This window comes from Martinezella sp. CNPSo 3795 (genome assembly GCF_057784475.1).
Map to the genome: position 1 here is coordinate 224,939 of NZ_JBXSOQ010000003.1, position 26,410 is coordinate 251,348.

26 protein-coding genes are annotated in these 26,410 nt (G+C 59.8%); 12 read left to right on the forward strand and 14 right to left on the reverse strand.

Features of this window, described 5'->3' with window-relative positions:
- Positions 1-186: 186 nt before the first annotated feature.
- The 3 genes from AC13QY_RS10730 to AC13QY_RS10740 are packed head-to-tail and all read left to right on the forward strand — an operon-like array spanning position 187 to position 3,916.
- Positions 187-1,425 carry a urate hydroxylase PuuD gene (locus AC13QY_RS10730; RefSeq protein ID WP_113332173.1) on the forward strand — a complete coding sequence of 413 codons (1,239 nt, stop codon included), beginning with the start codon at positions 187-189 and terminating at the stop codon, positions 1,423-1,425.
- Entirely contained in the window at positions 1,422-2,729 is a 1,308-nt protein-coding gene (gene guaD / locus AC13QY_RS10735; protein WP_113351801.1) for a guanine deaminase, read from the forward strand. The genes AC13QY_RS10730 and guaD overlap by 4 nt, the downstream gene beginning before the upstream one ends.
- 47 nt (positions 2,730-2,776) lie before the next feature.
- Positions 2,777-3,916 (forward strand): alpha-hydroxy acid oxidase, encoded by a 1,140-nt coding sequence (locus AC13QY_RS10740; protein WP_152092600.1) that lies wholly within the window; start codon positions 2,777-2,779, stop codon positions 3,914-3,916.
- Between the two features lie 50 nt (positions 3,917-3,966).
- Here the strand turns inward: AC13QY_RS10740 and AC13QY_RS10745 are convergent, their stop codons facing one another.
- The 8 genes from AC13QY_RS10745 to AC13QY_RS10780 all read right to left on the reverse strand — a co-directional run bounded on the left by AC13QY_RS10745 (position 3,967) and on the right by AC13QY_RS10780 (position 9,695).
- The gene (locus AC13QY_RS10745; protein ID WP_113351799.1) at positions 3,967-4,707 is read right to left on the reverse strand and encodes a metallophosphoesterase family protein; all 741 of its coding nucleotides are present in this window, start codon (positions 4,705-4,707) and stop codon (positions 3,967-3,969) included.
- A gap of 2 nt (positions 4,708-4,709) precedes the next feature.
- Positions 4,710-5,066, reverse strand: a complete 357-nt coding sequence (gene uraH, locus AC13QY_RS10750; protein WP_113351798.1) for a hydroxyisourate hydrolase — start codon at positions 5,064-5,066, stop codon at positions 4,710-4,712.
- Positions 5,063-5,563 carry an ureidoglycolate lyase gene (locus tag AC13QY_RS10755; RefSeq protein ID WP_113332168.1) on the reverse strand — a complete coding sequence of 167 codons (501 nt, stop codon included), beginning with the start codon at positions 5,561-5,563 and terminating at the stop codon, positions 5,063-5,065. The genes uraH and AC13QY_RS10755 overlap by 4 nt, the downstream gene beginning before the upstream one ends.
- Before the next feature lie 7 nt (positions 5,564-5,570).
- Positions 5,571-5,933: a HepT-like ribonuclease domain-containing protein gene (locus AC13QY_RS10760; RefSeq protein ID WP_113351797.1), complete on the reverse strand. Its 363-nt coding sequence runs from the start codon at positions 5,931-5,933 to the stop codon at positions 5,571-5,573.
- 228 nt (positions 5,934-6,161) lie between these two features.
- Positions 6,162-6,659, reverse strand: a complete 498-nt coding sequence (uraD, locus tag AC13QY_RS10765) for a 2-oxo-4-hydroxy-4-carboxy-5-ureidoimidazoline decarboxylase (RefSeq protein ID WP_113351796.1) — start codon at positions 6,657-6,659, stop codon at positions 6,162-6,164.
- A 1-nt stretch (position 6,660) separates the two neighbouring features.
- Positions 6,661-7,584 (reverse strand): allantoinase PuuE, encoded by a 924-nt coding sequence (gene puuE, locus AC13QY_RS10770; protein WP_113351795.1) that lies wholly within the window; start codon positions 7,582-7,584, stop codon positions 6,661-6,663.
- A 115-nt stretch (positions 7,585-7,699) separates the two neighbouring features.
- A complete protein-coding gene (locus AC13QY_RS10775; RefSeq protein ID WP_113351794.1) occupies positions 7,700-8,407 on the reverse strand; it encodes a DUF1045 domain-containing protein in 708 nt (235 codons plus the stop codon).
- A gap of 103 nt (positions 8,408-8,510) precedes the next feature.
- Positions 8,511-9,695, reverse strand: a complete 1,185-nt coding sequence (locus tag AC13QY_RS10780) for an NAD(P)/FAD-dependent oxidoreductase (protein WP_113351793.1) — start codon at positions 9,693-9,695, stop codon at positions 8,511-8,513.
- Here AC13QY_RS10780 and mnmC2 point away from each other — a divergent pair.
- Positions 9,694-10,428 carry a tRNA (5-methylaminomethyl-2-thiouridine)(34)-methyltransferase MnmC2 gene (mnmC2, locus tag AC13QY_RS10785; protein ID WP_113351792.1) on the forward strand — a complete coding sequence of 245 codons (735 nt, stop codon included), beginning with the start codon at positions 9,694-9,696 and terminating at the stop codon, positions 10,426-10,428. The two genes, AC13QY_RS10780 and mnmC2, sit on opposite strands and share 2 nt — an antisense overlap.
- 43 nt (positions 10,429-10,471) lie before the next feature.
- On the opposite strand, the gene AC13QY_RS10790 is transcribed toward mnmC2, so the two are convergent.
- The gene (locus AC13QY_RS10790; RefSeq protein ID WP_113352028.1) at positions 10,472-11,401 is read right to left on the reverse strand and encodes an AraC family transcriptional regulator; all 930 of its coding nucleotides are present in this window, start codon (positions 11,399-11,401) and stop codon (positions 10,472-10,474) included.
- A gap of 83 nt (positions 11,402-11,484) precedes the next feature.
- On the opposite strand from AC13QY_RS10790, the gene AC13QY_RS10795 reads away from it, so the two are divergent.
- Positions 11,485-12,312 (forward strand): oxidoreductase, encoded by an 828-nt coding sequence (locus AC13QY_RS10795; protein ID WP_113351791.1) that lies wholly within the window; start codon positions 11,485-11,487, stop codon positions 12,310-12,312.
- Positions 12,313-12,378: 66 nt separating this feature from the next.
- On the opposite strand, the gene AC13QY_RS10800 is transcribed toward AC13QY_RS10795, so the two are convergent.
- Entirely contained in the window at positions 12,379-15,192 is a 2,814-nt protein-coding gene (locus AC13QY_RS10800) for a response regulator (protein ID WP_113351790.1), read from the reverse strand.
- Positions 15,193-15,408: 216 nt separating this feature from the next.
- Here AC13QY_RS10800 and AC13QY_RS10805 point away from each other — a divergent pair, with 216 nt between their 5' ends.
- The 3 genes from AC13QY_RS10805 to AC13QY_RS10815 all read left to right on the forward strand — a co-directional run bounded on the left by AC13QY_RS10805 (position 15,409) and on the right by AC13QY_RS10815 (position 19,495).
- Positions 15,409-16,995, forward strand: a complete 1,587-nt coding sequence (locus tag AC13QY_RS10805; protein ID WP_113351789.1) for a trimethylamine methyltransferase family protein — start codon at positions 15,409-15,411, stop codon at positions 16,993-16,995.
- Between the two features lie 145 nt (positions 16,996-17,140).
- The gene (locus tag AC13QY_RS10810; RefSeq protein ID WP_113351788.1) at positions 17,141-17,455 is read left to right on the forward strand and encodes a hypothetical protein; all 315 of its coding nucleotides are present in this window, start codon (positions 17,141-17,143) and stop codon (positions 17,453-17,455) included.
- Positions 17,456-17,830: 375 nt separating this feature from the next.
- Positions 17,831-19,495: a DEAD/DEAH box helicase gene (locus AC13QY_RS10815; RefSeq protein ID WP_113351787.1), complete on the forward strand. Its 1,665-nt coding sequence runs from the start codon at positions 17,831-17,833 to the stop codon at positions 19,493-19,495.
- A 37-nt stretch (positions 19,496-19,532) separates the two neighbouring features.
- On the opposite strand, the gene AC13QY_RS10820 is transcribed toward AC13QY_RS10815, so the two are convergent.
- The gene (locus AC13QY_RS10820) at positions 19,533-20,075 is read right to left on the reverse strand and encodes a GNAT family N-acetyltransferase (RefSeq protein WP_113351786.1); all 543 of its coding nucleotides are present in this window, start codon (positions 20,073-20,075) and stop codon (positions 19,533-19,535) included.
- Positions 20,076-20,284: 209 nt separating this feature from the next.
- Between AC13QY_RS10820 and AC13QY_RS10825 the strand changes: the two genes are divergently transcribed.
- Positions 20,285-21,193 (forward strand): DMT family transporter, encoded by a 909-nt coding sequence (locus AC13QY_RS10825; RefSeq protein ID WP_113351785.1) that lies wholly within the window; start codon positions 20,285-20,287, stop codon positions 21,191-21,193.
- A 3-nt stretch (positions 21,194-21,196) separates the two neighbouring features.
- On the opposite strand, the gene AC13QY_RS10830 is transcribed toward AC13QY_RS10825, so the two are convergent.
- The gene (locus AC13QY_RS10830) at positions 21,197-22,090 is read right to left on the reverse strand and encodes a DMT family transporter (RefSeq protein WP_113351784.1); all 894 of its coding nucleotides are present in this window, start codon (positions 22,088-22,090) and stop codon (positions 21,197-21,199) included.
- 397 nt (positions 22,091-22,487) lie between these two features.
- Between AC13QY_RS10830 and AC13QY_RS10835 the strand changes: the two genes are divergently transcribed.
- The 3 genes from AC13QY_RS10835 to AC13QY_RS10845 are packed head-to-tail and all read left to right on the forward strand — an operon-like array spanning position 22,488 to position 25,682.
- Entirely contained in the window at positions 22,488-23,897 is a 1,410-nt protein-coding gene (locus AC13QY_RS10835) for a circularly permuted type 2 ATP-grasp protein (RefSeq protein ID WP_113351783.1), read from the forward strand.
- 6 nt (positions 23,898-23,903) lie between these two features.
- The gene (locus tag AC13QY_RS10840) at positions 23,904-24,845 is read left to right on the forward strand and encodes an alpha-E domain-containing protein (RefSeq protein ID WP_113389007.1); all 942 of its coding nucleotides are present in this window, start codon (positions 23,904-23,906) and stop codon (positions 24,843-24,845) included.
- Between the two features lie 12 nt (positions 24,846-24,857).
- Entirely contained in the window at positions 24,858-25,682 is an 825-nt protein-coding gene (locus tag AC13QY_RS10845) for a transglutaminase family protein (protein WP_269244979.1), read from the forward strand.
- A gap of 9 nt (positions 25,683-25,691) precedes the next feature.
- On the opposite strand, the gene AC13QY_RS10850 is transcribed toward AC13QY_RS10845, so the two are convergent.
- Together AC13QY_RS10850 and AC13QY_RS10855 are read right to left on the reverse strand one after the other, a co-directional pair.
- The gene (locus AC13QY_RS10850; RefSeq protein ID WP_145632264.1) at positions 25,692-26,102 is read right to left on the reverse strand and encodes a type II toxin-antitoxin system VapC family toxin; all 411 of its coding nucleotides are present in this window, start codon (positions 26,100-26,102) and stop codon (positions 25,692-25,694) included.
- Positions 26,099-26,344, reverse strand: coding sequence for a type II toxin-antitoxin system Phd/YefM family antitoxin (locus AC13QY_RS10855; RefSeq protein WP_488493438.1), 246 nt, complete (start codon positions 26,342-26,344; stop codon positions 26,099-26,101). The genes AC13QY_RS10850 and AC13QY_RS10855 overlap by 4 nt, the downstream gene beginning before the upstream one ends.
- Between the last annotated feature and the right edge of the window lie 66 nt (positions 26,345-26,410).

The window sequence follows — 26,410 nt, forward strand, 5'->3', positions numbered from 1 at the left end:
TGCCGCGGACACGGCCCGCTCCAAGCAGCCAAGGGCATTTTATTAAAAAACTGCCATAATCTGATCTAATGCGCCCTGGGCGCCAGACAAGAGCGTGGCTTTTTGCTGACGCGGCAAACTCTCCCCTTCCCTCCGTCGCCAACATTTTGCAAGGTGCGGAGTCGGAGGAAGAAAAAGGGGAACTGAATGTATGAATACGCCATAGCGTGGGAATGGCTGGCCTTTGCCGCCCGCTGGTTCCACGTCATAACCGCCATTGCCTGGATCGGTTCGTCTTTCTACTTCATCGCGCTCGATCTCGGGCTGGTGAAGCGCCCGCATCTTCCGCCCGGCGCCTATGGCGAAGAATGGCAAGTCCATGGTGGCGGCTTTTATCATATCCAGAAATATCTCGTGGCTCCCGCGCAGATGCCGGAGCATCTGACCTGGTTCAAATACGAAAGCTATTTCACCTGGATTTCCGGCTTCCTGATGCTGTGCATCGTCTATTACGGCGGCGCCAACCTCTTCCTCATCGACCGGCATGTGCTCGATGTCAGCGTCCCGGTCGCGATCCTGATTTCACTCGCTTCGCTTGCCGGCGGCTGGATCGTCTACGACCTGCTTTGCAAGTCCCCGCTCGGCAACAACACCTGGGGCCTGATGATCGTGCTTTATGCCGTCCTGGTTTTCATGGCCTGGGGCTACACGCATCTCTTCACCGGCCGCGCCGCCTTCCTGCATCTCGGCGCCTTCACCGCGACGATCATGTCGGCGAACGTCTTCATGATCATCATTCCCAATCAAAAGATCGTTGTCGCAGACCTCATTGCCGGCCGCACGCCCGACCCTAAATATGGCCGTATCGCCAAGCAGCGCTCGCTGCACAACAACTACCTGACGCTGCCTGTCATCTTCTTCATGCTGTCCAACCACTATCCGCTGGCTTTCGGCACGGCCTATAATTGGGTGATCGCGGCGCTGGTTTTCCTCATGGGGGTCACCATCCGTCACTGGTTCAACACGACACATGCCCGCAAAGGTCATCCAACCTGGACCTGGATCGTTACCGTCGTCCTCTTCATTATCATCATGTGGCTTTCGACCGTTCCGAAGGTGCTGACCGAGGAGAAGGAGGCCAATGCGATTCCTCCCGCCTTCCAGCAATATGCCTCGGATATACATTTCTCGTCCGTCAAAGAGATAGTTTCGACGCGCTGCACCATGTGCCATTCGGCCGAACCCGTCTATGAGGGGATTGTTCGACCGCCAAAGGGCGTAATGCTGGAAAATGACGAGCAAATCGCTATGCATGCCCGGGAGATCTATATTCAGGCCGGCCGCAGCCATGCCATGCCTCCGGGCAATGTTACCGAAGTGACGCCAGAGGAACGCAAATTGCTGGTCGCCTGGTTCGAAAGCTCCATCGGAGAAAAAAGCCAATGACCACCCTTCTGCGCGGCCGACTGCTTTCCTTCAAGCACCTGCCGCAAAGCCTCGATGATACGGGCAGCTACGCTTACGAAAGCGACGGCGGCCTGCTGGTCGAGAACGGCATGATCGTCGCGACCGGGCCTTATGCCGATATCAAGGCGCAGGCGCCGGAAGGTGTCGCCGAAGTCGACCACCGCCCGCATCTGATCCTGCCGGGTTTCATCGACATGCACCTGCATTTTCCGCAGATGCAGGTGATCGCCTCCTATGCCGCCAACCTCTTGGAATGGCTGAACACCTATACCTTTCCCGAGGAATGCCGCTTCGTCGAAAGCACGCATGCCGAGCGCATCGCCACGCATTTCTACGACGAGATGATCCGCCACGGCACAACGACGGCCGTCGCCTACTGTTCTGTGCACAAGACCTCCGCCGACGCCTATTTTGCCGAAGCCATGCGTCGCAACATGCGCATGGTCGGCGGCAAGGTGATGATGGATCGCCACGCCCCACAGGGTCTGCTCGATACGCCCGAAATGGGCTATGACGAGACGCGCCAGGTGATCGCAGACTGGCACGGCAAGGGCCGCAACCATGTCGCGATCACCCCACGCTTCGCCATCACCTCCACACCGGCGCAGATGGAGGCAACGGCCGCGCTTGCCCGCGAATTCCCGGATCTGCATATTCAGACGCATCTGTCCGAGAACCACGACGAGATCAAGTTCACCTGCGCACTTTATCCGGAAGCGATCGATTATACCGATATCTATGCTCACTACGGACTGCTCGGCCCCAAGAGCCTGTTCGGCCATGCGATCCATCTTTCCGACCGCGAAGCCGACGCCATGAGCGAGGCCGGCGCGGTTGCGGTGCATTGCCCGACTTCCAACCTGTTCCTCGGCTCCGGCCTCTTCCCGCTGAAGGCGCTGGCCCGCCGCGAGAAACCCGTTCGCATCGGTGTCGCCACCGATATCGGCGGCGGCTCCAGCTATTCCATGCTGCGCACGATGGACGAGGCTTACAAGATCCAGCAGCTGCTCGGCGAACGCCTGAACCCGCTGGAAAGCTATTACTACATGACACGCGGCAATGCCGAGGCGCTCTCCCTCGTCGATAAGATCGGCACGCTCGATGCTGGCACGGAAGCCGACCTCATCGTGCTGAATGCAGCGGCAACGCCAGCCATGGCACTGAAGATGGAAGTGACGAAGAGCCTTACCGAAGAGCTGTTCCTGCTTCAGACCATGGGCGACGACCGGGCGGTCGTCGAAACCTATGTTGCTGGAAAGCCGATGAAATCGATCCTGCAATGAGGCAATCCCAGCCCACCTCCATGTAACCATCCAGAAGGCAAAGAGCCATGACCGCGCCGCTGACCATCGCCGAACTGAAAACGCTTGCGCAGCGGCGCGTGCCGAAAATGTTCTTCCAATATGCCGATTCCGGATCGTGGACGGAGTCGACCTACCGCGCAAACGAGGCTGATTTCGCCAAGATCAAGCTGCGTCAGCGCGTGCTCGTCGACATGTCCGACCGGTCGCTGGCAACCACCATGGTCGGTCAGAAAGCCTCGATGCCGGTGGCGCTGGCACCCACGGGCCTCACCGGCATGCAGCACGCCGATGGCGAGATGCTGGCGGCGCGGGCGGCGGAAGAATTCGGTATCCCCTTCACACTCTCGACCATGAGCATCTGCTCGATCGAGGACATCGCCTCGGTGACGAAGCAGCCCTTCTGGTTTCAGCTCTATGTGATGAAGGACCGCGATTTCGTCCTGAATCTGATCCAGCGCGCCAAGGCAGCAAAATGCTCGGCGCTGGTGCTGACAGCTGACCTGCAGATCCTCGGGCAGCGCCACAACGATATCCGCAACGGATTGTCGGCACCGCCGAAAATGACGGCGAAAAATCTCTGGCAGATGGCGACGCGGCCAGGCTGGTGCATGGGTATGCTGAAGACCAAGCGCCGCTCCTTCGGCAATATCATCGGTCATGCCAAGGATATTTCCGACATGACGACGCTGTCACACTGGACGCATTCACAGTTCGACCCCAAACTCTCCTGGCGCGATGTCGCCTGGATCAAGGAGCAATGGGGCGGCCCGTTGATCATCAAAGGCATTCTCGACGTCGAGGATGCAAAAGCGGCCGTCGATGTCGGCGCCGACGCCATCATCGTCTCCAATCACGGCGGCCGGCAGCTCGACGGCGCCCATTCTTCCATCAGCATGCTACCGAGAATCGTCGATGCCGTCGGCGACAGGATCGAGGTGCATATGGACGGAGGCATCCGCTCCGGCCAGGACGTACTGAAAGCCATAGCCCTCGGCGCCAAGGGCACCTTCATCGGCCGCCCCTTCCTCTATGGTCTCGGCGCCATGGGTAAGGAAGGCGTCACGCTGGCACTCGAAATCATCCGCAAGGAGCTGGATATTTCCATGGCACTCTGCGGCAAGCGCGATATCAAGGCGGTGGATCGGTCGATACTCGCTGACCTTTAATAGCGCATGTCGTTACCGCAAAACCGCTGCACACATTTGCGCGGCATGCTCTAGCGCAGCCAGCCTGTCGCCAGACCGCTCGCCCACTCCTCGCGGCCGTTCTGCGCCGCGAGCGTCGCCATCGCCATGTGGTCATAGGCCACCTGCCGGAAGACTGGCAGCCAGGTATCGCCGATCTTTTCCAGAATGGCGTAAGAAGCAAAGGGATGGCCCGCCTCCACCTTGTGATAGTAGGGCAGGTCATCGTCGTAGGCGGGGCAGCCGACGCTCCCGGGATTGACGATCAGGCGCCCGTCGGAAAGGCGAACGGCGCGCGGAATATGGCTATGCCCGCACAGGATCAGCGGAAAATCGATGCCGGCAGCCAGCGCCTCGATCTCTTCCAGCGGCTTTAGATAGACATGACCCTCGGGCGAGACGGATTCGAGCCAATAGACATTATCATCGGCTGGCGTCGCGTGGCAGAGATAGGCCTCATCCAGATGGACCGCACTGACCGGCAAGGTGTGCAGCCATTCGAGATGGCGTTCCGTCAGTTCAGAATGCGCGGCCCGATCTGAAACATGCATCGTCTCGGGCGCCTGTTCGATCAGATAGCGGTCGTGATTACCGCGCACCGTCGGCGCATTCAGTTCCAGCAGCAGGTCGGCTGTCTTTCCCGCCGTCAGTGGCCCGCTGAAGCAATCGCCGAGATTGATGATGTCGCTAATGCCCTGCCTGCGGATATCCGCAAGCACGGCTTCAAGCGCCAGATGATTGCCGTGGATGTCCGCTATGGCTGCAAAACGCAATCTCAGCTCCCGCGATAGGTGGAATAGCCGTAGGGTGAGATCAGCAGCGGCACATGATAATGCGCCGTGCTATCGGCAATGCCGAAACGGATCGGCACCAGATCGAGGAAAGCCGGCTCCGGCAGCTTGATACCGCTGGCACGCAGATAGTCTCCGGCGCGAAACAGCAATTCATAGGTGCCGGCAACGAAGCTGTCGCCGATCAGGATGGGACCGCCATCCACGCGTCCGTCGGCATTGGTCGTTACCGTCTTCACATGCCTGCGGGCATCGCCCTCGATTCTGAAGAGATCGATCACCAGCCCTTCGGCTGGCTTGCCGAGGGCGGTATCGAGCACATGGGTCGTCAATCCGGTCATAGCGTCGGTGCTCCGATGATGAAGGGCGTGTCGAAGAAATATTCCTCGAGGTTGTTCTCCGACCCGTCACGATCCACGATAAGGAAATCACTCTGTTCGTCGAGGGCCATCAGGGGATAATGCCAGACATTGATCCGATAGTTCACGCCCTGGTCGCCGCGCGCAAGGAAGACTTGCGGCCGGCCCGGCTTGCCGCCCTCATCTTCTGCAACGACGACGAGGAACGGCCGACCATTCAGCGGCACGAAACACTGGCTGCCGAAGGGGTGGCGCTCCATCATGTCGATCGAGAAGGGAAAGGCACGCGGCTGGCCGCGAAAGAGGTTCAGGATAACCCGCGCCCCGTCACCGAGAGCTTCGGCATTCGACAACGCGTGGAAACGTTCGGTTGTGCCACCGTTGATGTACCGCATAGTCGCAGGATCGGCCTCGATCACATCGCCGAATGGCTCAAACGCGGCCTTTGTCAAAGGATTGATGTCTAGATGCTGTGTCATTGACTGATTATTCGCCTTCCGCTCGCCAATGGCGAATGGAGTCCAGTTGCAGGAGCAACTCCGGAAGAGATTTGCGCGCGATGTCCCACAGGGCCGCCAACTCGATGTTGACATATCCTTGCGCAATACGATTCCGAAAGTCCTGCATCACATGCCAAGGCAGCTCCGGATGGTCAACGACAAACTCCGGATATTCCTCGGCAATGCGTATGGTAGCCTCGCCGATCAGCAGAAGGTTCATGCCGACGGCGCGCTGTTTCTCGACACTCTTGAAAAAGGCGGCTTGATCGACGTCCCGGAGGAATTGACCGATTTCGGATGCAGCCTGCTGCATGCGTTCGAGGTAGGTAATCAGTCGATCCAGGCTCATGCCGGCTTTCCTCCGCCGGCAACGCCCGATTCCGGTGCGATGACGCGCCTCTTGGCGTCACCAATCATCCGTCCGCTTCTATCTCTGCCCAATGCTTTCCGTGGTCCCATGACTCAGTATCCTGCCAAGCGGATACTAAGTCATGAGTAGACCGAAAAATAGCGCGTACCTCAACGAGAAATCCGCCCAGGGACATGGGTTGGAGGATCGCGGCCCTGAGGCCAAACCTCAGGCTTCAGGCAGCATGGATTGCAGACGCAGTAGCGCGATCTTCTCGACCTGAGCGGCAGCCGTCGCAAATTCCGTGTCCCGGCCGTTGCCAATCCGGGTTTCGAAGGCGGCAAGGATATCGTCCTTGCCGAGCCCCTTCACCGCGATAATAAAAGGAAAGCCAAATTTCGTCACATAGGCGGCATTGAGCTCGGTAAACCGAGCATGCTCCTCGGGGCTTAACCGATCGAGCCCTGCACCGGCCTGCTCCTTACGGCTATCCTCGGTCAGCTGGCCGGCAATCGCCAGCCGGCCGGCGAGATCGGGGTGTGCCCGCAGCACGCCAAGTCGCTCCGCCTCGCTGGCAGCGCGGAAGACCCGCACCAGCGCGGCATGCACGCCGCCGGAGGTCAATGGCTCGGCAATGGCGCCCTGATCGTAGGCGCGCTCGGCAACGAAGGGCGAATGTTCGAAAACACCGCCGAAGCGGCCGACAAAATCATCCCGCGAGATCATATCAGCGCGCGCCCCCGGGAAGGTGATTTTCATACCAGTGGTTGGCAATCTCGATGCGCTTTGGGATCCAGACCTTGTCGTGCTTCTGCACATATTCGATGAACCGCCGCAGCGCGGCGGCGCGGCCCGGGCGGCCGACGAGGCGGCAATGCAGACCGACAGACATCATCTTCGGACTGCCGTCCTTGCCCTCTTCATAGAGCGTGTCGAAAGCATCCTTGAGGTAGGTGAAGAACTGGTCGCCGGAATTGAAGCCCTGTGGTGTCGCAAAGCGCATGTCGTTGGTTTCGAGCGTGTAGGGAATGATCAGGAACGGCTTGCCGTTCAGACCATCGACCCAGAAGGGCAGATCGTCGGCATAGGAGTCGGAGGAATAGAGGAAACCGCCCTCCTCCATGACGAGCCGCAGCGTATTGTCCGACGGCTTGCCCTGATACATGCCGTAGGGCCGCTCGCCGGTGAGTTCGGTATGCAGCCGAACGGCTTCGAGAATGTGCTTGCGCTCCAGATCCTCGGAGAAATCCTTGTATTCCAGCCAGCGGTAGCCGTGGCTGGCGATTTCCCAGCCCGCTTCCTTCATGGCGGCAACCGCTTCCGGGTTGCGCGCCATGGCAAGCGTCACCCCATAGACCGTCGCTTGAACCTTGAGTTCGGTGAACATGCGCCACAGCCGCCAGAAGCCGGCGCGTGAACCATATTCGTAGATCGATTCCATGTTGAGGTTGCGCTGATTCGGCCAGGAAGCTGCGCCAACGATCTCCGAAAGCAGGTTTTCCGACCCCGGATCACCGTCGAGAATGCAGCTTTCTCCGCCCTCTTCGTAGTTGATCACGAACTGCACCGCGATGCGGGCATCGCCGGGCCATTTCGGATCCGGTGTGTTGCGGCCGTAGCCGATGAGATTACGGGGATAGATTTCCGACATTGAAGCACCTTCTCTGATCGCGGAACGGTAGCATCCACGCCGGGAAAGTCGAGACGGAAAGTGGGAAAATCACTTTCGCTTCAAAGCGAGGTATTGGCGCGCGCCAGTCGCTAATCTAGGCGATCTTGCGGGCGCTGACCTTTCCCATCGGATGCAACGAGTGCACCCGGAAGGGGCCGCCAGCGCCTTCTTCCATCATGAGCGCAACATTGGAAACGGGGATAGGCGCAGCCAAGGCAGGCTCAAAGAAATCGCGCAGCGCACGCTCGATGCGCGCCATATCGGCAGGGCTCACGGTGCCCGTCAGCATCATCTGGAAGCGAAACTCGTCCATGACGTGCGGATGCCCCCAGCGATGCAGGTTGGCAAACTGGGTCGCAGAAAGCCCATCCGGATCGATCCGCTCGATCTCGGCTTCGCTCAAAGGAGCCCGATATTGATCGAAGGTCTGCACCAGCGATGCTGCGAGGAAATGCATCTGCTGGCTTGGTGCGGAGGGAACGAGGCCCAGCGCGCCGCCGAGCCGCGCGACCTCGAGCCTCGGGATTTCGAAGGGTGCCACGGTGCCGGAGAACCGCATCAGATCACGCAGCAGCCCGGCTTCGGACATGTCTTCGGCCAACCGGAACGGCGCCTTCAAAATTCCCATGAAACCATAGCGGCGCGGGACTGCGGTGTAGAAAGCGATCTCATGAATGCCCAGGCCACGGACTGCGGGCGGATCAACCATCTCGCCGGAGTAGACATTGCGGCCGAGCCAATTCGCCGCCACAAGCGTCAGCGGATCGCTCGCAGACGGTGTGAAGCAAATGGCATACCGCATAAAATTCCTCCAGGGCGTAACGTCAGGCAGACCGAACCGGCACCGATGGCCAAGGAGATAGGTGATTTGCGTGACAGATTGACGACCCGAAAGAGGCGTGAATTCACGTTTTATGTGATATGACTGAAATATGACTCGCTAAAGTGAAACTCTGCGGCAAGTTGAAGCGACCGGGCGCGCCCACCGCCTCACGTACCGCCGCCTCCGCCAGCCTATGCGCCAGCCCGAAGCTCACCTTAAAGCCGCCTGTGAGCGCAATCAACGCAGGGTGATCTGGATGGGCACCCACCATCGGATCACGATCCACGGCCTTCGGGCGCAAGCCCGCCCAACGCTCGACGACTTGCGCGGCGGCGAGCACCGGCGCCATGGCACGCGCCGCTGCAAGCAGATCGTCGAGCTGCCCATCCGTCGATAAAGGATCGTCAAATCGGTTCTCGCTCGTGCTGCCGACCGCGACCAATCCATTCTCATGCGGAACGATATAGAGCCCGTCGCGGAAGATGACGGGCAAGCCGCCGTCAACATCGGCTTTCAGCATGGCCGCCTGTCCCTTGACCGGTTGACCGAGTGAGGCTTTGCGTCCTTCCGTCAATTCATCAAGGATCGGAAACGAGCAGTAACCGGCAGAAAGGATACAGCGACCGAAGCGAATGTCGCCATCGCTTGAACGCGCAAGGCCCCGCCCTGGATCGATACTCTCGACGGTAACGCCCTCGCAAAGCCGAACATGTCGTGCAGCTGTAAGGAACCTCCGCAGGACCTCCAGAAACGCGCGCGGCGCGACGCGGGCCGCCAGTGTATCGTGGACAAAGCCGCTTTCGCCGGCTGAAGGTTCGATCCAGTCTTCGACGGGTGCGTCATCCAGCACATTCCAGTGAAACCGGCGCTCCCCATGGTGCCAATGCACCTCCGCATCCTGGGAATGACCCAGCGCGATCTGCCTCAAATGCGGCTTCGGCAGCGGGATCAAGCGACCGGCGCGGCGATAACCGGCTGAAAGGCCGGTCTCCGCTTCCAGGGTTGCAATTTCCTCTTCCAGCACGACAAGCGCATCGAACTGAAACTGTTTCTTCTCGGACCATTTGTCCGGCATGTGCGGCATCAGCGCGCCAAGCAGACCGCCGCTTGCCCCCTGCCCTAAACGGCCAGCTTCGACAAGCAATGTCCGGATACCAAGACGCTCGGCATGAACGGCGGCCCATAACCCCATGATCCCGCCACCGACGATCAGCAGATCGACGGACGATTGACCGGCAGGTCTTGGAGGATTATCGGCTTTTTCCATGACAGATCCCGTTTCCGATCGGACCAAGGCGTCCGAAACCAATGCGGCAAGCCCGGAGCTCGAATGGCGCGACGGCGATATGCCCTATTCGACCGCATTTGGCGACCATTTTTATTGCCAGACCGACGGCAGATTGGAATGTGGCCATGTCTTCCTGGCCGGCAATGGCCTTCCCGACCGCTGGCAGGGACGACAGGACTTCCGCGTCGGCGAACTCGGCTTCGGCACTGGCTTGAACTTCTGTGAGACCTGGCGCCAATGGCGGCAGCAGGCCATCCCCGGTTCGAACCTGCACTTCATATCCTTCGAACTCTATCCCATGAGAGCGGAGGAGATCGACCGCGCGCTTTCGCACTGGCCGGAAATCGATGGGGAGCGCCAGGCGCTTGCCGCAGCGTGGCCGGACCACCCACAGGAGGTCGTGTCGCTGCGGCTAGATGCAAATACGCGCCTCAGCGTCGTCTGCGCCCCAGCTCTCGAAGGCGTCAGCCGTGCCGAACCGGGTTTTGATGCCTGGTATCTCGACGGTTTCGCACCCTCGCGCAATGCCGACATGTGGTCGCCGGAATTGATGCAGGCGCTTCATGACAAGACGGTTCCGAACGGCACCTTCGCCACCTATGCGGCTGCCGGCTTCGTGAGGCGAAACCTACAGGCGGCCGGATTTATCGTGGAACGGCGCAAGGGCTTCGCCGGCAAGCGCGAAATGCTCTGCGGCATCAAGCCCGCCTGAGGCCGGGGCCGATGCCGAGTCAGGCAGCAACCATATCGAGGGCTCAGATGAGTTCGCCAAGATGCTGGCGAACCCACTTGGCCTCTTCGGAGGCCGTCCGCCGGAAGTGCCGTTTGAAATCCCGGCTGAACTGCGCAGCACTGGCATAGCCGACCGATGCCGCCACCTCCGCAATCGTCCCACTTTGACGCGCGATCATCAACCGCGCCTCGTGGAGCCGCATTGCCTTCACATATTGTATCGGACTGCTTCCCGTCAGGGCTTTGAAATGGACGTGATAGGAGGGAACGCTCATCCCCACCTCACGCGCCAGCGCGGCAACCGAAATCTCGGAATTGTAGGTTTCACGCAATCGGGCCAGGCTTCGCACGATCTTACCGGAAATACCCTGCTGCTGAAGCGCCGAGATCATCGCTCCGCCCTGCGGGCCGACGAGAACTCGGTAGTGCAGCTCGCGCAGTATGCCTGCTCCCAGAACCGCAAGCTCGATGGGATCACGCAATGCCCGCAGCAGGCGCAGCACGACATCCTCGATCATCGGCTCCATCCTGCTCGATATCAGGCTTCTCACTTTGCCCATCGTTGTTACGGATCGCCTCGTCCCTAGGTCCGAGGCGATCTCAGCAGCCAGAAGCATGTCGAACTCGACATAGACAGCAAGCAAGGGGCGTTCTGCGCTGGCTGACGACTCCATCCGAAACGGAACGGGCACCGACACAGCCAGATAATGCTCCTCATCGTAGAGGTAGACCTCGCCTTCCAGCACACCCTGCTTTCGGCCTTGCAGGACGAATACCGCACCCGGCTTGTAGAGCACCGGGACATCGTGAAGGACCGCCTCAGTCCTGAGAATCCGAACACCGGCAAGTGCGGTTGGATTGTATCCCGGGCTGGGAGCAAGAAGACCTGCCAGCTCCACCAATTCCCGACGCTTCGACCATTGGCTCTTCGTATTCATAGGATTTGGCAAGATGTTCATAGTTTTCGCGATCGCAGACAACAGTTTGGAAGATTATCAGTCATGAGCATCGACCAATCAAGAAGAGAACATCCATCATGTCACAGAAGACCTTCTTTATCACCGGAGCGAATTCCGGCTTCGGTTTCGCAATCGCAGCCGCCGCGATCCGGAACGGCCACAAGGTTATCGGCACCATCCGCTCGGAACAATCGCGGACGGCCCTGACAGAACGCTTGCCGGCAGTGCAGCCCATCCTATGCGACGTGACGGAATTTGACCGCATAGGCGACGTTGTTCGACAGGCGGAAGAAGACCATGGACCAATCGACGTGCTGATCAACAATGCCGGCTACGGTCACGAGGGAATTCTTGAAGAGTCGCCTCTTGAAGAAATGCGCCGCCAGTTCGACGTGAATGTCTTCGGCGCAGTTGCGGTCGCCAAGGCCTTCCTGCCGCGCTTCCGCGAAAGGCGCCGCGGCTTCATCGTCAACGTCACCTCCATGGGCGGCATGATCACCATGCCCGGCATCGCCTATTATTGCGGAAGCAAATTTGCGCTTCAGGGCATCTCGGAAGTTATGCGAGCAGAGATGGCGCCTTTCGGCGTTCGGGTCACTGCCCTCTGCCCCGGCTCCTTCCGGACAGACTGGGCCGGACGCTCGATGGTCCGGACCGAACGATCAATCGCGGATTATGACACGCTGTTCGATCCGATCCGGCAGGCGCGGCAATCCAAAAGCGGCAAGCAGCTCGGCGATCCCGACAAGCTCGCCACAGCCGTCCTGGACCTGATCGAATCCGACGCCCCTCCGCCGCAGCTCCTGCTCGGCAGCGATGCCCTTGCACTTGTGTCGGATAGGATTGAGCGCCTCAAACAGGAGATCGAAGCCTGGAAAGCCGTTACCGTTTCCACCGATGGCTGATGGCCGCGACGGTTGCGATGGCGGGAAGCCGCCATCCAGCCCTGCGAGCAAGTCTGGATCCGAACCCTAGTTGTTCGAGCGATCGGCCATGAGAGCGGTATCGCCAAGATAGCGCCGGATCTTCGTCTCGAGAAGTTCGGGGCTGATCGGCTTGGACATGCAATCATCCATGCCAGACTGCATGCACATGATGCGATCGACATCCAGTGCCTGCGCCGTCACCCCGACGATGGGCACATGCCATCCATGCCCGGCCTGTGTCTCGAACTGCCGGATCATGCGGGTCGCCTGATGACCATTCATGACCGGCATGGACACATCCATGAGAATCAACGACGGCCGCAGCTGGCGCCATGCGTCCACGGCAGCCTGGCCGTTCTCCACGACGAGAAACCGCAGGCCGGTCGCCTGCAGGATCTGCGTGAAGACGATCTGGTTCACCTCGTTGTCCTCCGCCACGAGGACGTCGATGGCATTGCCTGATTTGGCCGACGTCATCCCGTCCGTGGCCTCGATCGCGGCTGCGGCTTCCATCTCTATCGGCAGCCGACGTTCAACGGAGGCCAATCGCTCACCCAGCTTTTTCCGCCGCGATGCACGCACGACATCGATGATCGTACTGCGCAGCACATTGGCGCGCACAGGCTTCATCAGATGCGCCTGGCCGTTGACGGCGGCGAATTCCCTGTCGCAACCGGCGACACCCATCGACGTCAGGAACACGATCGGCAGCGTGTCGAAACGCGGATCGGCGCGCACGGCGGTCGCAACCTGATAGCCATTCATGCCGGGCATGCTGTAATCGACGATAACAGCATCGACCGATACGCCCATATCGAAGGCAGCATCCAGAATAGTGAGCGCGGTCCTGCCATCCTCGGCGACATGCCCGTCAAAACCCCATTGCGCCAGCTGTTCGGTCAAGATGCGCCGATGGATCGCGTCGTCTTCCACGATCAGGACGCGGGCATCCCTGACATTGGCCGGCAGCTCCGCGATTTTGCCCCGAGCGGCAACCAGCGGCATCGGCAGATGGACCGTGAAGACCGATCCCTTGCCCCATTCGCTCTCCACCGACAGCGAACCGCCGAAAAGATCGACAAGACCGGCAGTAATCGTAAGACCAAGGCCCGATCCCTCGAGCCGCCGCGCAAAGGACGAATCCGCCAGCGAGAATTTGTCGAAGATCGTATCGAGCTTTTCTTCGGGAATGCCGATGCCTGTATCTTCGATACGGAGGACAAGCAATATGGCGTCGCCCGGTGCCGGCTGGCTATCCAGTTCGACCAGCACATGACCACGCTCGGTGAACTTGATCGCATTGCCGACGAGATTGGTCACGATCTGCCGAAAACGACCGGCATCGCCGAGGATCGCCGCCGGCACGCCGGGAGCGATACGCACCATCAGCTCGATATTCTTTTCCGATGCGGCGGCAGCCAACAGGGTCGCGATATCCTCGACGGCCTCGGCGGGATCGAATGCCATCTTGCGCAGATGCATCTCGCCGGTATCGATGCGGGAAAAATCGAGGATGTCGTTGATGATGGTCAGCAGCGCGTTGCCCGATTTGACGATGATGTCGACGAAGGTCTTCTGGCGCGCATCGAGATCGGTCTTGCCAAGCAGTTCCGCCATACCTAGAACGCCATTCATCGGCGTGCGGATTTCATGGCTCATATGAGTGAGAAATTCGGATTTCGCCCGATCCGCGGCATTGCTGCGCGCCAGGAGCAGCTGCAAATCCGCCTCGCGCTCCTTCATCTCGGTAACGTCGGTCAGCACCACCGTCCAGCGGCGATGCTCGCCGAGCGCGGCTTCGAGCTGCATCCAGCGATCGCCTTCAATCTGGAACACACAAGAGATCGGCTTGCCGGCAGCGACGTTTTCTCCCCAAGATGCCCGCATAGCCTCGGCGTCCTCGCCGAAGTCTCCGCGTTGCGCACAATAATCGAACGCCGCAGACCAGTTTTTACCGACCTCGAGGAGTTCGGGCGGCAGCTTCAGCATATCCTTCAGCCGGTCGTTGGCCAGCATGATCGTACCGTCTTGAACGATCAGCAGGCCTTGGGACATGGCTTGCATAGCATCGGCCATCAGCTCGCCGAGGCGTTCCAGCGCCAGCCGGGCCTCGGTGATCTCGCGGAATTGCTGCTTGACGGCGGAAATATCCGTGTAGGACATCAGCGTCCGCCCGTTGGCAATGCGGCGCGCATCGATGATAACGGATTTGCCGTCGGCAAAATTCACTTCCGTCTGCAGATGCTCGCCTGCCTTGCGCAGTGCTGCCAGGCGCGCCTGATAAATGTCGTCGATACTGCGGCCGTCGGTGTCGAAGCGCGCGAGTTCGTAATGTTTGGCGATGAGATCCCGATAGGGGCGGCCTTCGAAGCGCTCATCCTTCGAGAATTCGAAAATGTCGTAGAAGGCATCATTCACGTATTCGACGACGTAGTCGCTGTCGTGGATCAAGACACCGATCGGCATCGAGCGAAGAATATTGTCGAGATCCTGATGCAGTCCCCTGGCAGGCGCTTCCAGAAATACACCGAAAATATAGAGGCGGTCTTCCGCAGGGGAAAAACTTTCGATCTGGATGCGCGAGCGCTCACGACCCGATCCATCGAAGCACAGCGCCACTTCTTCGGAGCCGAAGACCAGCGCACGGCGCTCCCTGTCTTCTCTGTCGGCGCTCTCGCTCGCATCGAGAAGATCGTGACTGCGATTGCTTATGAAATCGGAAATATCGCGCCCGAAAAACCGCGCATAGGCATCATTGACGGCGACGTAACGAAGCTCGCTGTTCTTGATGTAGGCGGGCCGGTCCAGACTGGCGATCCGACGGCACGCTATGTCGAGCAGTTCACCGTCCAAGGTCAAACGGAGCCTCTCTTTTCACCGCGCATGATAGTTCATGAAACGACGCTCTAACATGAATGCCTTTAACAAGGCGTTAACCATGTTTAACCATCGCGCCGACGTCGCGTTCAGACCATGCACTGTTCTATAACGGTCATGCCTTGGTCGCAAACGACGGCGGCACATCGAGGGAAACTCTGCCAAGAATCCGTCAACGGATCATTGGGAGCGAGCGCCATGAGCGATGAAGAAAGCCTGACCTTGAACGAAGCGCAGATCGCAACGGCGACGGGCGAACGGCGGCGGCGGGCCGGAGGGCGTGGCGCCGAACGCAGCCGCAAGCCGAGCGGCACGAAATATCTCAACCTCGTCAACAATCTCGCGCACACGGAACTCCTGTCGCCTGAAGCGCTTGACGATATTCATGAGGCATCGCTGACCATCCTCGAAGAGATCGGCATGGATATCATCCTGCCGGAAGCGCGCGAGCGCATGAAGGCTGCCGGCGCGGACGTCACGCCGGGCAAGGAACGCGTCCGCTTCGATCGCAACATGATCATGGAGCTGATCGCTTCGATCCCCTCGAACTTCACGCTGCATGCCCGCAATCCCCTTAGAAACGTCGAGATCGGCGGCCGCAATCTTGTCTTCGCACAGGTTGCCTCCGCCCCCTTCGTCGCCGACCGCGATGGCGGCAGGAGAGCCGGCAACCAGGAGGACTTCCGCAAGCTTATCAAGCTTGCGCAGTCATTCGACGTCATCCATATGACCGGCGGCTATCCGGTCGAACCCATCGACATCCATGCCTCGGTGCGCCATCTCGATTGCCTTTCCGACATCGTGAAGCTCACCGACAAAGCCTTCCATTGCTATTCGCTCGGCAAGCAGCGCAATCTCGACGCGATCGAAATCGCCCGTATCGGCCGCGGCATCAGCATGGAGCAGATGGAGCGCGAGCCCTCACTCTTCACCATCATCAACTCCTCCTCGCCGCTGCGCCTCGACGGACCGATGCTGCAGGGGATCATCGAAATGTCCTCGCGCGGCCAGGTAGTCGTGGTCACACCGTTCACGCTGGCAGGTGCCATGGCGCCGGTGACGATCGCCGGCGCGCTGGTGCAGCAAAATGCGGAAGCGCTCTGCGGCCTCGCCTTTACCCAGATGGTGCGCAAGGGCGCGCCGGTCATGTATGGCGGTTTCACCTCGAATGTCGACATGAAGACGGGTGCCCCCGCCTTCGGCACGCCGGAATATATGAAGGCGGTCATCGCGGGCGGCCAACTCGCTCGCCGATACGGCATCCCCTACCGCACCTCCAACACGAACGCTTCCAATACGCTCGATGCGCAGGCAGCCTACGAATCAGCGCTGTCGCTCTGGGCGCTGACCCAGGGCGGCGGCAATTTCGTCCTGCATGCAGCCGGCTGGAGCGAAGGCGGGCTAACCGCCTCCTTCGAGAAATTCATCCTGGATGTCGACATGCTGCAGATGGTCGCGGAATTCCTCAAGCCGCTTGATGTCAGCGCCGATGCCCTGGCGCTGGATGCCGTACGCGACGTTGGCCCTGGCGGCCATTATTTCGGCACGGCGCACACGCTCGCCCGCTACGAAACCGCCTTCTATTCGCCGATCCTGTCCGACTGGCGAAACAATGAAACCTGGACGGAAGCCGGGAGGCCCACGACTTACGATCACGCCAACCGTATCTATAAGGAAACCCTCGCACGCTACGAACGGCCGCCACTCGATCCGGCAATCGAGGAAGAGCTCGACGCCTTTGTTGCGAGACGCAAGCAAGAAGGTGGTGTTCCCACCGATTTCTAGCTGAAAACAAAGGGCTTTTACGCCTCAAATCATGAACGAAATTTAATGCCGCGACCCCCTTTTTGGCCGCGACTTCGCCCCCTTTTCCAAGCAACTTCAAGCTCGGCTTCGGCTGGGAGGCCTTTGTTTTTGGAAAGGGATGTCAATGTCTGTGCTTCGCACATTAACGACGGCCGGTTTGATCGCGCTGACGCTTGGTAGCGCCGCCGCCGTAACCACCACCACAGCCAGCGCCTCCGACCGCGGCGCCTTCTTCGGCGGTCTTGCCGCGGGTGTCGTCGGCGGCGCCTTGGTAGCCGGGGCTGCGCGACCCGCCTATCCGACTTATTATCCGGCCTATCCGGCCTACTATGACGGCCCGGTCTACGAGCGCGTCTATGTGCGCCCCTATCCCAGCTGCTATTGGGCGTGGCGCCACGACGGGTGGGGTCGGCCCTATCGTGTCGAGGTCTGCCGCTAGGATCAGCAATCGCTGATTGAGCGCATGCGCCCTTGTCAAATTTGGGATGCCGCCGGATTTCGGCGGCATTTTTGTATGCGCGATGAAAAGCTTTCGCCTACACCTCTTGACATTCCGCGCGTTTAAGACCAAATGCGCCTCAGCTTTCACCTTCCGGCCGCCGCGTGAGCGTGCCCTGCGGGACAATCTGTACGCAAGAGAAGGATAAAAGCGCTTTTATGAATGAGGCCGCGCCAAGCGCTGCGGCCAATGCGCTGGGAAAGCTATTTCCAACTTACAAGTTCCCACTTCACGCGGGGTTCTTGACGCCAGAGACAGACCGGACCGCATGGTGCGACCCGGCCTATTTTCTGTGGCGCCCCGAAAGGTATTGAATTGACCGATTTTCACTCGCTTGGTCTCTCCAAGCAGATCGTAGATACGCTGTCGCAGAACAACTTCGCTACGCCGACGCCGATCCAGGCACAGGCGATCCCACTCGTTCTCCAGGGCCGCGATCTTATCGGCCTCGCCCAGACCGGCACCGGCAAGACGGCCGCATTCGGCCTGCCGATCATCGAAATGCTGACCAAGGAAGGCAAGCGCCCGGATAACCGCACGACGCGCACCCTGATCCTTGCCCCCACCCGCGAGCTGGTGAACCAGATCGCCGACAATCTGAAGCTCTTCGTGCGCAAGACGCCGCTGCGCATCAACATCGTCGTCGGCGGTGTTTCGATCAACAAGCAGCAGCTTCAGCTGGAGCGCGGCACCGACATTCTCGTCGCGACGCCAGGCCGCCTGCTCGACCTCATCAACCGCCGTGCCATCTCGCTCGGCCACGTCACGCACCTCGTCCTCGACGAAGCCGACCAGATGCTCGATCTCGGCTTCATCCACGATCTCCGCAAGATCGCCAAGCTCGTCCCGGCCAAGCGCCAGACCCTGCTCTTCTCGGCGACCATGCCGAAGGCGATTGCCGACCTCGCTTCCGATTACCTGACCAATCCGGTCAAGGTGGAAGTCACCCCGCCCGGTAAGGCTGCCGACAAGGTGGAACAGTATGTGCATTTCGTCGCCGGCCAGAACCACAAGACCGAAATCCTCAAGGAAACGCTGAACGCCAACCCGGATGGCCGTTCGATCGTCTTCCTGCGTACCAAGCACGGTGCCGAGAAACTGACGAAGCATCTCGACCATGTCGGCTATGCCGCCGCCTCCATTCATGGCAACAAGAGCCAGGGCCAGCGCGAGCGCGCTCTGAAGGGCTTCCGTGATGGCGACGTCCGCGTTCTCGTCGCAACTGACGTCGCCGCACGCGGTATCGACATTCCCGGCGTTTCGCATGTCTATAATTACGACCTGCCGGAAGTGCCGGATGCTTACGTCCACCGCATCGGCCGCACCGCGCGCGCCGGCCGCGATGGCATCGCTATCGCCTTCTGCTCGCCCGACGAAATCCGCCTGTTGCGTGACATCGAGCGCCTGATGGGTATCGAGATCGCCGTTGCGAGCGGCGAAGCTCCGGCCGATCGCGGCCGTCCCGTTCGCGGCAAGGGCCGTGGCGGCCAGGGTAATGGTAATCACGGCAATGGCGGCCAGGGCAGAGGCCAGAATGGCCAGGGACGCGAGCGCGGCGAAGGCCGCCCGCAACGTCCGGCCCGCCGTCCGTTCTTCGACAAGGAAAACGGCGAGGCTCGTGGTGAGGCTGGCGAGCGCCAGGAACGCCGCCCGCGCGACGATCGCCCGCATCGCGAAAACAATCGCAACGCCGATTTCCGTGGCCAGCGCCGCAACGAACCGACGCCACGCCCGGAACCCGACAACGACCTCGCCTCCACCTCGGATTTCCGTCCCGCTCGCAAGCAGCAGCACAATGGCCAGTCCAATGGCAACGGTGCCGCGCATGAGGGCGGCGCCCATCGCGGCCAGCGCCATTCCCACGGCCGCCCCGCAGGTCGCCACAACGAAGAGCGTGGCGCCCAGGGCGAACAACGCAATGGCGGCAACGGCCGCATGCGCCGCCGCGGCAATAGCGGCCAGCGCCGCGAGCGTGCCTGATGGAGTTAAGGGGGCCGATTGGCCCCTTTTTCTTTGGTTATTCCGCCTGGCTTTGCAGGCTTTCGATTAAAGCCGGGAGATCATCCCAAACATATGCGATCTGACCGATTGCAGTTTCGCCGAATGTAAGCGACCCCGTCGCCACTGATCGACCGCGCAGGCGCTCGTAGAAACCCCTGTTTGGATTGTTCTCCAATGCCAACGCCAGCAATCCTTTATGTTCCATATCTTTGAGAGCTCGCGCCACTTTAGTAAAGAGAGCCGAACCGATCTTGCGGCGCTGATAGCGAGGCAGAAGATAAAGCGCGTAAACTTCAGCTTCCTGCGGGAAGCCCGAATGCCGGCTTGACCCTCCGCTCGCAAATCCGACAACCTCGCCTTTCTCGTCTTCCGCCACGTAATAAGCAATGCCGGCATGACCAAGATAGCGGCGATGGCGCTGCTCCTGATGTCTATAGGACATGCCCTTTAGGAAATCCTCCGGCAACAGCCCGGCAAAAGTCGCCCTCCAGACATCGACCACGACACGGGCAATGCCCGACAAATCGCCGTCGACAGCAGGCCGAATCTCAATCGCCATCAATAGTTCCTCCGTTGACGGCCTGCATGAAGACTTCGGACGCAGTCATGAGAGTAAATTCGAAACTTCGAAGCAACCCGGCTTTCTCATTTCTCTTGGCGAACAATGTTTGGATGACTGTTTCCTGCCTGCAGACGCTTCCCGGCATAGTCTAGAGCATGTTTGGAGGATTGGGAGGCGGTGCATTGCGAAAGACGGCAACGCGGCCGATGTCGGCAAACGACTGGGGGCAGCTCCTGCTTCTCGGCGCGTTGTGGGGCGGATCATTTTTCTTTGCCCGTATAGCGGTGGCAGAAATCCCGCCGCTGGCGCTGGTGCTCTATCGGGTTTCGATTGCCGCGCTTGTTCTGCATGTCTGGTTGCGCCTGCGTAACATTTCCTTTGCTCCCGCTATTGCCAGATCAGCTTCGTTCCTGGGTCTCGCACTGCTCAACAACGTCATCCCGTTTTCTCTGATATTCAGCGGCCAAACGGAGATCGGAGCAGGCCTTGCCTCGGTGCTCTACGCGACAACGCCCCTCTGGACAGTCCTGGTCGCAAATCTGCTGACGGCTGACGAAAAGCTCTCCGCCAGCAAGCTCGCCGGCGTGGCTCTGGGGATTGGCGGCGCTGCCATTATGATCGGTCCAGGGCTCTTCGCCAATTTGGGCGGACCGACATGGGCAAAGCTTGCGGTCATCGGAGCGGCAATTTCCTATGCATTCGCGGCCGTTTTCGCGAAGCGATTTCGGGATATCAAGCCGGTCGTTGTTGCCGCCGGCCAGTTGACCGCCTCCACCATCGTTATGATACCGATCGTCCTTCTTCTCTACGATCCGGGCGAAATCATAAGTACGAATATCTCGATCTGGCTGGCCATTGGGACTCTTGCAATCGTAACGACTGCCTTCGCCTTCATTCTCTATTTCAATCTCATCGCCTCCGCCGGGGCGACAAATGCGTCGCTGGTGACGCTGCTCGTGCCGGCGAGCGCGATCATCTTGAGCGCCGCATTCCTTGGAGAACGTCTGGAACCTTACGAATTCCTCGGATTGGCTCTGATCGTCTCCAGCCTGGTAGTTGTCGATGGCAGGCTCTTACGATGGCGGCAACGGAGCGATGCCCTGAAGAAGTCGTAGAGCCTATTCCGGCACGACTTCCGCCTGACGCCGATTGGTGAGGTAGACACCGATCACCACAATCACCGTGCCGACGATAATCGGCAGCGTCAGCGGCTCGCCGAATGCGATAGCGGCCTCGATGGCGACGGCCGGCGGCATCAGGTAGATCAGCGATGCGGCGCGCGACACCTGCCCGCGGCGGATGAGATAGAGCAGCAGGCCGACGGCGCCCATGGACAGGCCGAAGACCGACCAGAGCAGCGATAAAATCGCTGTCTGCGTGCCGTCAAAGTGCAAATCTTCGAAGATGAAGGTCAAGGGAACGGTCACGATCAGCGCGCCGACATATTGCAAGGTCGCAATGGTTCTGAGGTCGCCTGTCTGAAGGTGCCGCTTCTGATAGAGCGTGCCATAAGTCACCGAGACCATAGCCAGCAGATTGACAACAAGCGGCACCGCCGATTGCCAGAGGTTGGCCGTATCCGTCGCCAGGAGTTTGGGCGAGATCGCGATTGCAATGCCGAGGAAACCGAGAAGCAGACCGACCTTCTGGATCGGCCGCAGCCGCTCGCCGACAAGAAGCGGTGCGGCCATGGCGGTCATCAGCGGCTGCAGTGCCGCAATGATGCCGGAAATGCCGGCCGGCACGCCCTCGGCAATCGCCCACCAAAGGCCCGCGAGATAGATGCCGTGCAGGAAAATCCCTGAATAGACAGCCCGAAACACGCTCGTCCAGTCGCGTGGCCATCGGGCGCGGACGATCGAACAGAGCAGCACGAAAGCAAGCGCCGAAAGGCTGTAGCGAATCATCAGGAAGGTAAAGGGACCCGCATGCAGCGAAGCATATTTGGCGACGATCCAGCCGGTGGACCAGAGAAGGACAAAAATCGCGGGCGCAAGCCTATCGAGGGACATGGGAATCGGACCGATATATGTGGCGCTTGGGATCCGGAATCCTGGTCGACTCGGGGTGTCGCGCGGAGGGGTTGAAGGCTGATAGCCGATAGCGGCTGTGCGGTCAAAATCGATCTGCTGAAAACAGCGATCAATTTTTCTTCACGTCCGGCCAACCACCGCCATGGTTTCAGAAATCTCAGCCATCACCCAGGCACTCAGTCCGCAAAAGAAGCAGATGCTCAAATTTTGATCCGCAGATTGCGACAAGAGCTGGCAGGTAACAACCCTGTTACTCTTAAATGCCTGTAAATCCGGCATTTTCCGACATTCAGAAATTCGCGATGGCAACTGCGCATAGTTCTTGCATTGTAAAAACCGTTGTATTCAAATGGGTAAAAACACGGGGACCGCACCTTTGGCATTTGATGAAATGATTACTGCGGATGAAAGTCCGCGCGCGCCTTACGAGAAATACTTCGAGTGGTACTCAGGCCAGGACAGAGGCCACCTCATTGCCAAATCCCGCGATGCGGAAACCATCTTCCGAAAGACGGGCATTACCTTCGCGGTCTACGGACACGCAGACTCCTCCGAAAAGCTCATCCCGTTCGACATCATCCCCCGCATCATATCAGGCCGCGAATGGCGCAAGCTCGCCCAGGGCATCGAACAACGGGTCGTCGCCCTCAACGCCTTCCTCGACGACATCTACCACAAGCAGGAAATCATCCGCGCCGGCCGCATCCCGCGCGAACTGATCGAGAAGAACGACGCCTTCCTGCCTGAAATGATCGGCTTCCGCCCGCCGGGCGGCGTCTACACCCATATCGTCGGCACCGATATCGTGCGCACCGGCGAAGACCAGTTCTATGTGCTCGAGGATAATGCCCGCACCCCTTCCGGCGTCAGCTACATGCTGGAAAACCGTGAAACGATGATGCAGATGTTCCCCGAGCTGTTTCACCAGAACAAGGTGCAGCGCGTCGAGGACTATCCACTGCTGCTGCGCCAGAGCCTGGCGTCGCTCGCCCCTCCGGGCTGCACCGGCAAGCCGCGCGTCGCAGTGCTCACGCCCGGCATCTACAACTCCGCCTATTACGAACATTCTTTCCTGGCCGACATGATGGGTGTGGAACTGGTGGAAGGCTCGGATCTGCGCGTCATCGACGGCAAGGTGAAGATGCGCACGACGCGGGGCTACGAGGCGATCGACGTGCTCTACCGCCGCGTTGACGACGATTTCCTCGATCCCCTCACCTTCCGCCCGGATTCCGCACTCGGCATTCCCGGCATCATGGATGTCTATCGCGCCGGCAATATCACCATCGCCAACGCACCCGGCACCGGCATATCCGACGACAAGGCGATCTATTCCTACATGCCTGAGATCGTCGAATTCTATACCGGCCGCAAGCCGATCCTCGAAAACGTGCCGACCTGGCGCTGTTCGGAGCCAGACAGCCTGCAATATGTGCTCGACAATCTCGCCGATCTCGTCGTCAAGGAAGTCCACGGTTCCGGCGGCTACGGCATGCTTGTGGGGCCGACGGCCACGAAAAAGGAGCGGGCGGCCTTTGCCGAAAAGCTCAAGAGCAAGCCGAACAACTACATCGCGCAGCCAACACTTTCCCTCTCTACGGTGCCTATCCTGGTCAACAAGGGTATTGCGCCGCGGCACGTCGATCTGCGGCCCTATGTCCTGGTCTCCGACAAGGTGCGGATCATCCCCGGCGGGCTGACCCGCGTGGCGCTGAAGGAAGGCTCGCTGGTGGTCAATTCCAGCCAGGGCGGCGGCACCAAAGATACCTGGGTTCTGGAGGACTGATCGGACATGCTGGGAAGAACCGCGAATGGCCTCTACTGGATGTTCCGTTACATCGAGCGCGCCGAAAACATAGCCCGCCTTGTCGACGCCGGCCAGCGCATGTCGCTGACCCGCAGCGATGCCGTCGATGACGACTGGGATGGAGTCCTGCAAAGCGCCGGCGTGCGCGAAGCCTACGATGAGGTGCATAACAAACTGACCGGCGCCGACGCGATCGATTATCTGATGCGCGACCGCTCCAATCCGTCGAGCGTCATGTCCTGCATCGAATATGGCCGCAACAATGCCCGCATGGTGCGCACGGCGCTGACCCGCGACACGTGGGAGGCGACCAACGAATGCTGGATCGAGCTGAAGTCGCTGCTCGGCAAGAAGCTGAAGACGGCCGAGCTGCCTGAGACGATCGACGTCATCAAGCAGCGGGCGGGCCTCATCCGCGGCGCCTTCCACGGCTCGATGCTGCGCAACGAGCTTTATAACTTCGCCCGCATTGGCACTTTCATCGAGCGGGCGGACAATACGGCTCGTATTCTCGACGTTAAATATTACGTCCTGCTGCCGTCGGTCTCGCATGTCGGCTCCTCGCTCGACAACGCGCAATGGGAATCGATCCTGAGATCAGTCTCCGCGCACCGGGCCTATAAATGGGCCTATGATCCGGAATACAAGCCGGCGAACATTGCCGACTTCCTGATCCTCAATGGGCAGATGCCGCGTTCGCTCGCCTATTGCTATGAGAAGATCGTCAGCAATATCGGCTATCTCAGCGCCGAATATGAAAAAAAGCTGCCGGCGCACGATACCGCGGAAGCCATCCGCAAGTCGCTGCAAAAGCTGACGATCAAGCGCATCATGGATCAGGGCCTGCATGAGTTCCTTGAGGATTTCGTCGCACGCAACAACCAGTTGGGCGCCGAAATTTCCGACGGCTACCGGTTCTACGAATAGGCGGGCGATATCATGAGACTGACGATCAGCCACATCACAGAATATCGCTACGACGAGCCGGCGCAATTCTCGCTGCAGCGACTGCACCTGACGCCGCTGACCGGCGTGGGACAGACGGTCATCGACTGGAAGCTCTCGGTTGAAGGCGCCAAGCCCGAGGTGGAATACGACGACCAGTTCGGCAATCGCGCCACGCTGGTGTCTCTCGATGGACAGCAGGACGCAACGAAGATCATTGCCTCAGGCGAAGTCGAGACGCAGGATCTCAATGGCGTCGTCGGGCTGCATCAGGGCTTCAGCCCGCTCTGGCTTTTCCTGCGGGAATCGCCGCGCACCAAGGCAGGCAGGCTGACCAAGGAGCTGTTGCGCGGCGTTTCAGGCGACAACGAGCTCAGCAGGATGCATGCGCTGATGAAAGCGATCCACGAGACCGTGGAATACAAGCCGGGCACCAGCAATACGGAGACAACGGCGGAGCAGGCACTGGAGGCAAAGAGCGGCGTCTGCCAGGACCACGCCCATATCTTCCTCGCCGGCGCCCGTGCGTTGCAGATCCCTGCCCGTTACGTCTCCGGCTATCTGATGATGGAAGGCAAGAACGAGCAGGCCGCGACCCACGCCTGGGCCGAAGCACACGTTCCCGGCCTCGGCTGGGTCGGCTTCGACCCGGCCAACAACGTCTGCCCCGATGCCCGTTATGTCCGCATCGCGACCGGCCTATGCTATCGGGATGCGGCACCTGTCTCGGGCATGCGCATCGGCACGCCGGGCGAAACCCTTATGGTCAAGGTGACGGTCGCGAGCCAGGGGCAAAGTCAGAGCCAAAGCCAGAGTTGATAGGCAAATTCATCCTGCCGAAAAAACCTCGACATGGCCTTTGCCGCCATAGCGAAGGATTGCATCATCGGCTGTCAGCAGCGGAATACGGTGAAAGCGTGCTGTCGCCACGATAATTCGGTCTGCCGGATCGGCATGGAATTCACCCGGCAGCCGAACGCTGTCCACCGCGATCTGTGGCTCTATGGGAGCTAGCTCCAAACCAGGCAAAGCCAGTGCCGTGGCGAGCCAACGGCCAACGTCATCACCAAGTGCGATGCGCCCTTTCTCTGCAAGCATAGCGACTTCCCAAGGAGTGATCGCGGAGACCAAAATGCGACTGCGCGCCGTCGTTTCATCGATAAGCTTACGAGCCCGAGCACTCAGCCTAGAATCGTCGTGCATAGCCCAGATCAGAATATGCGTATCGATGACGATCAACGCGTCGCGTCCCATTCTTCAGTATCGATAGCGGGCAGGAACGGATCGTCATAGTGGAGAACAGTACCATTCATCGCGCCGATAATGCTGGGGCGATCTGTTTTCTCCGACGCAGGAGTCAGCAGAGCGACCGGCTTTCCACGCTTCGTAATGATAATAGGCTCCCCATCATCGCCCATTTGATCGATCAGATGAAGACATTTTGCCTTGAATTCGGCTGCACCGACAGATTTGACAGACATGGACACTATTCCTGTACAGATGTACATAAAACATGGTCATTTCGTGCAAAATAGTCAATGCCGCCT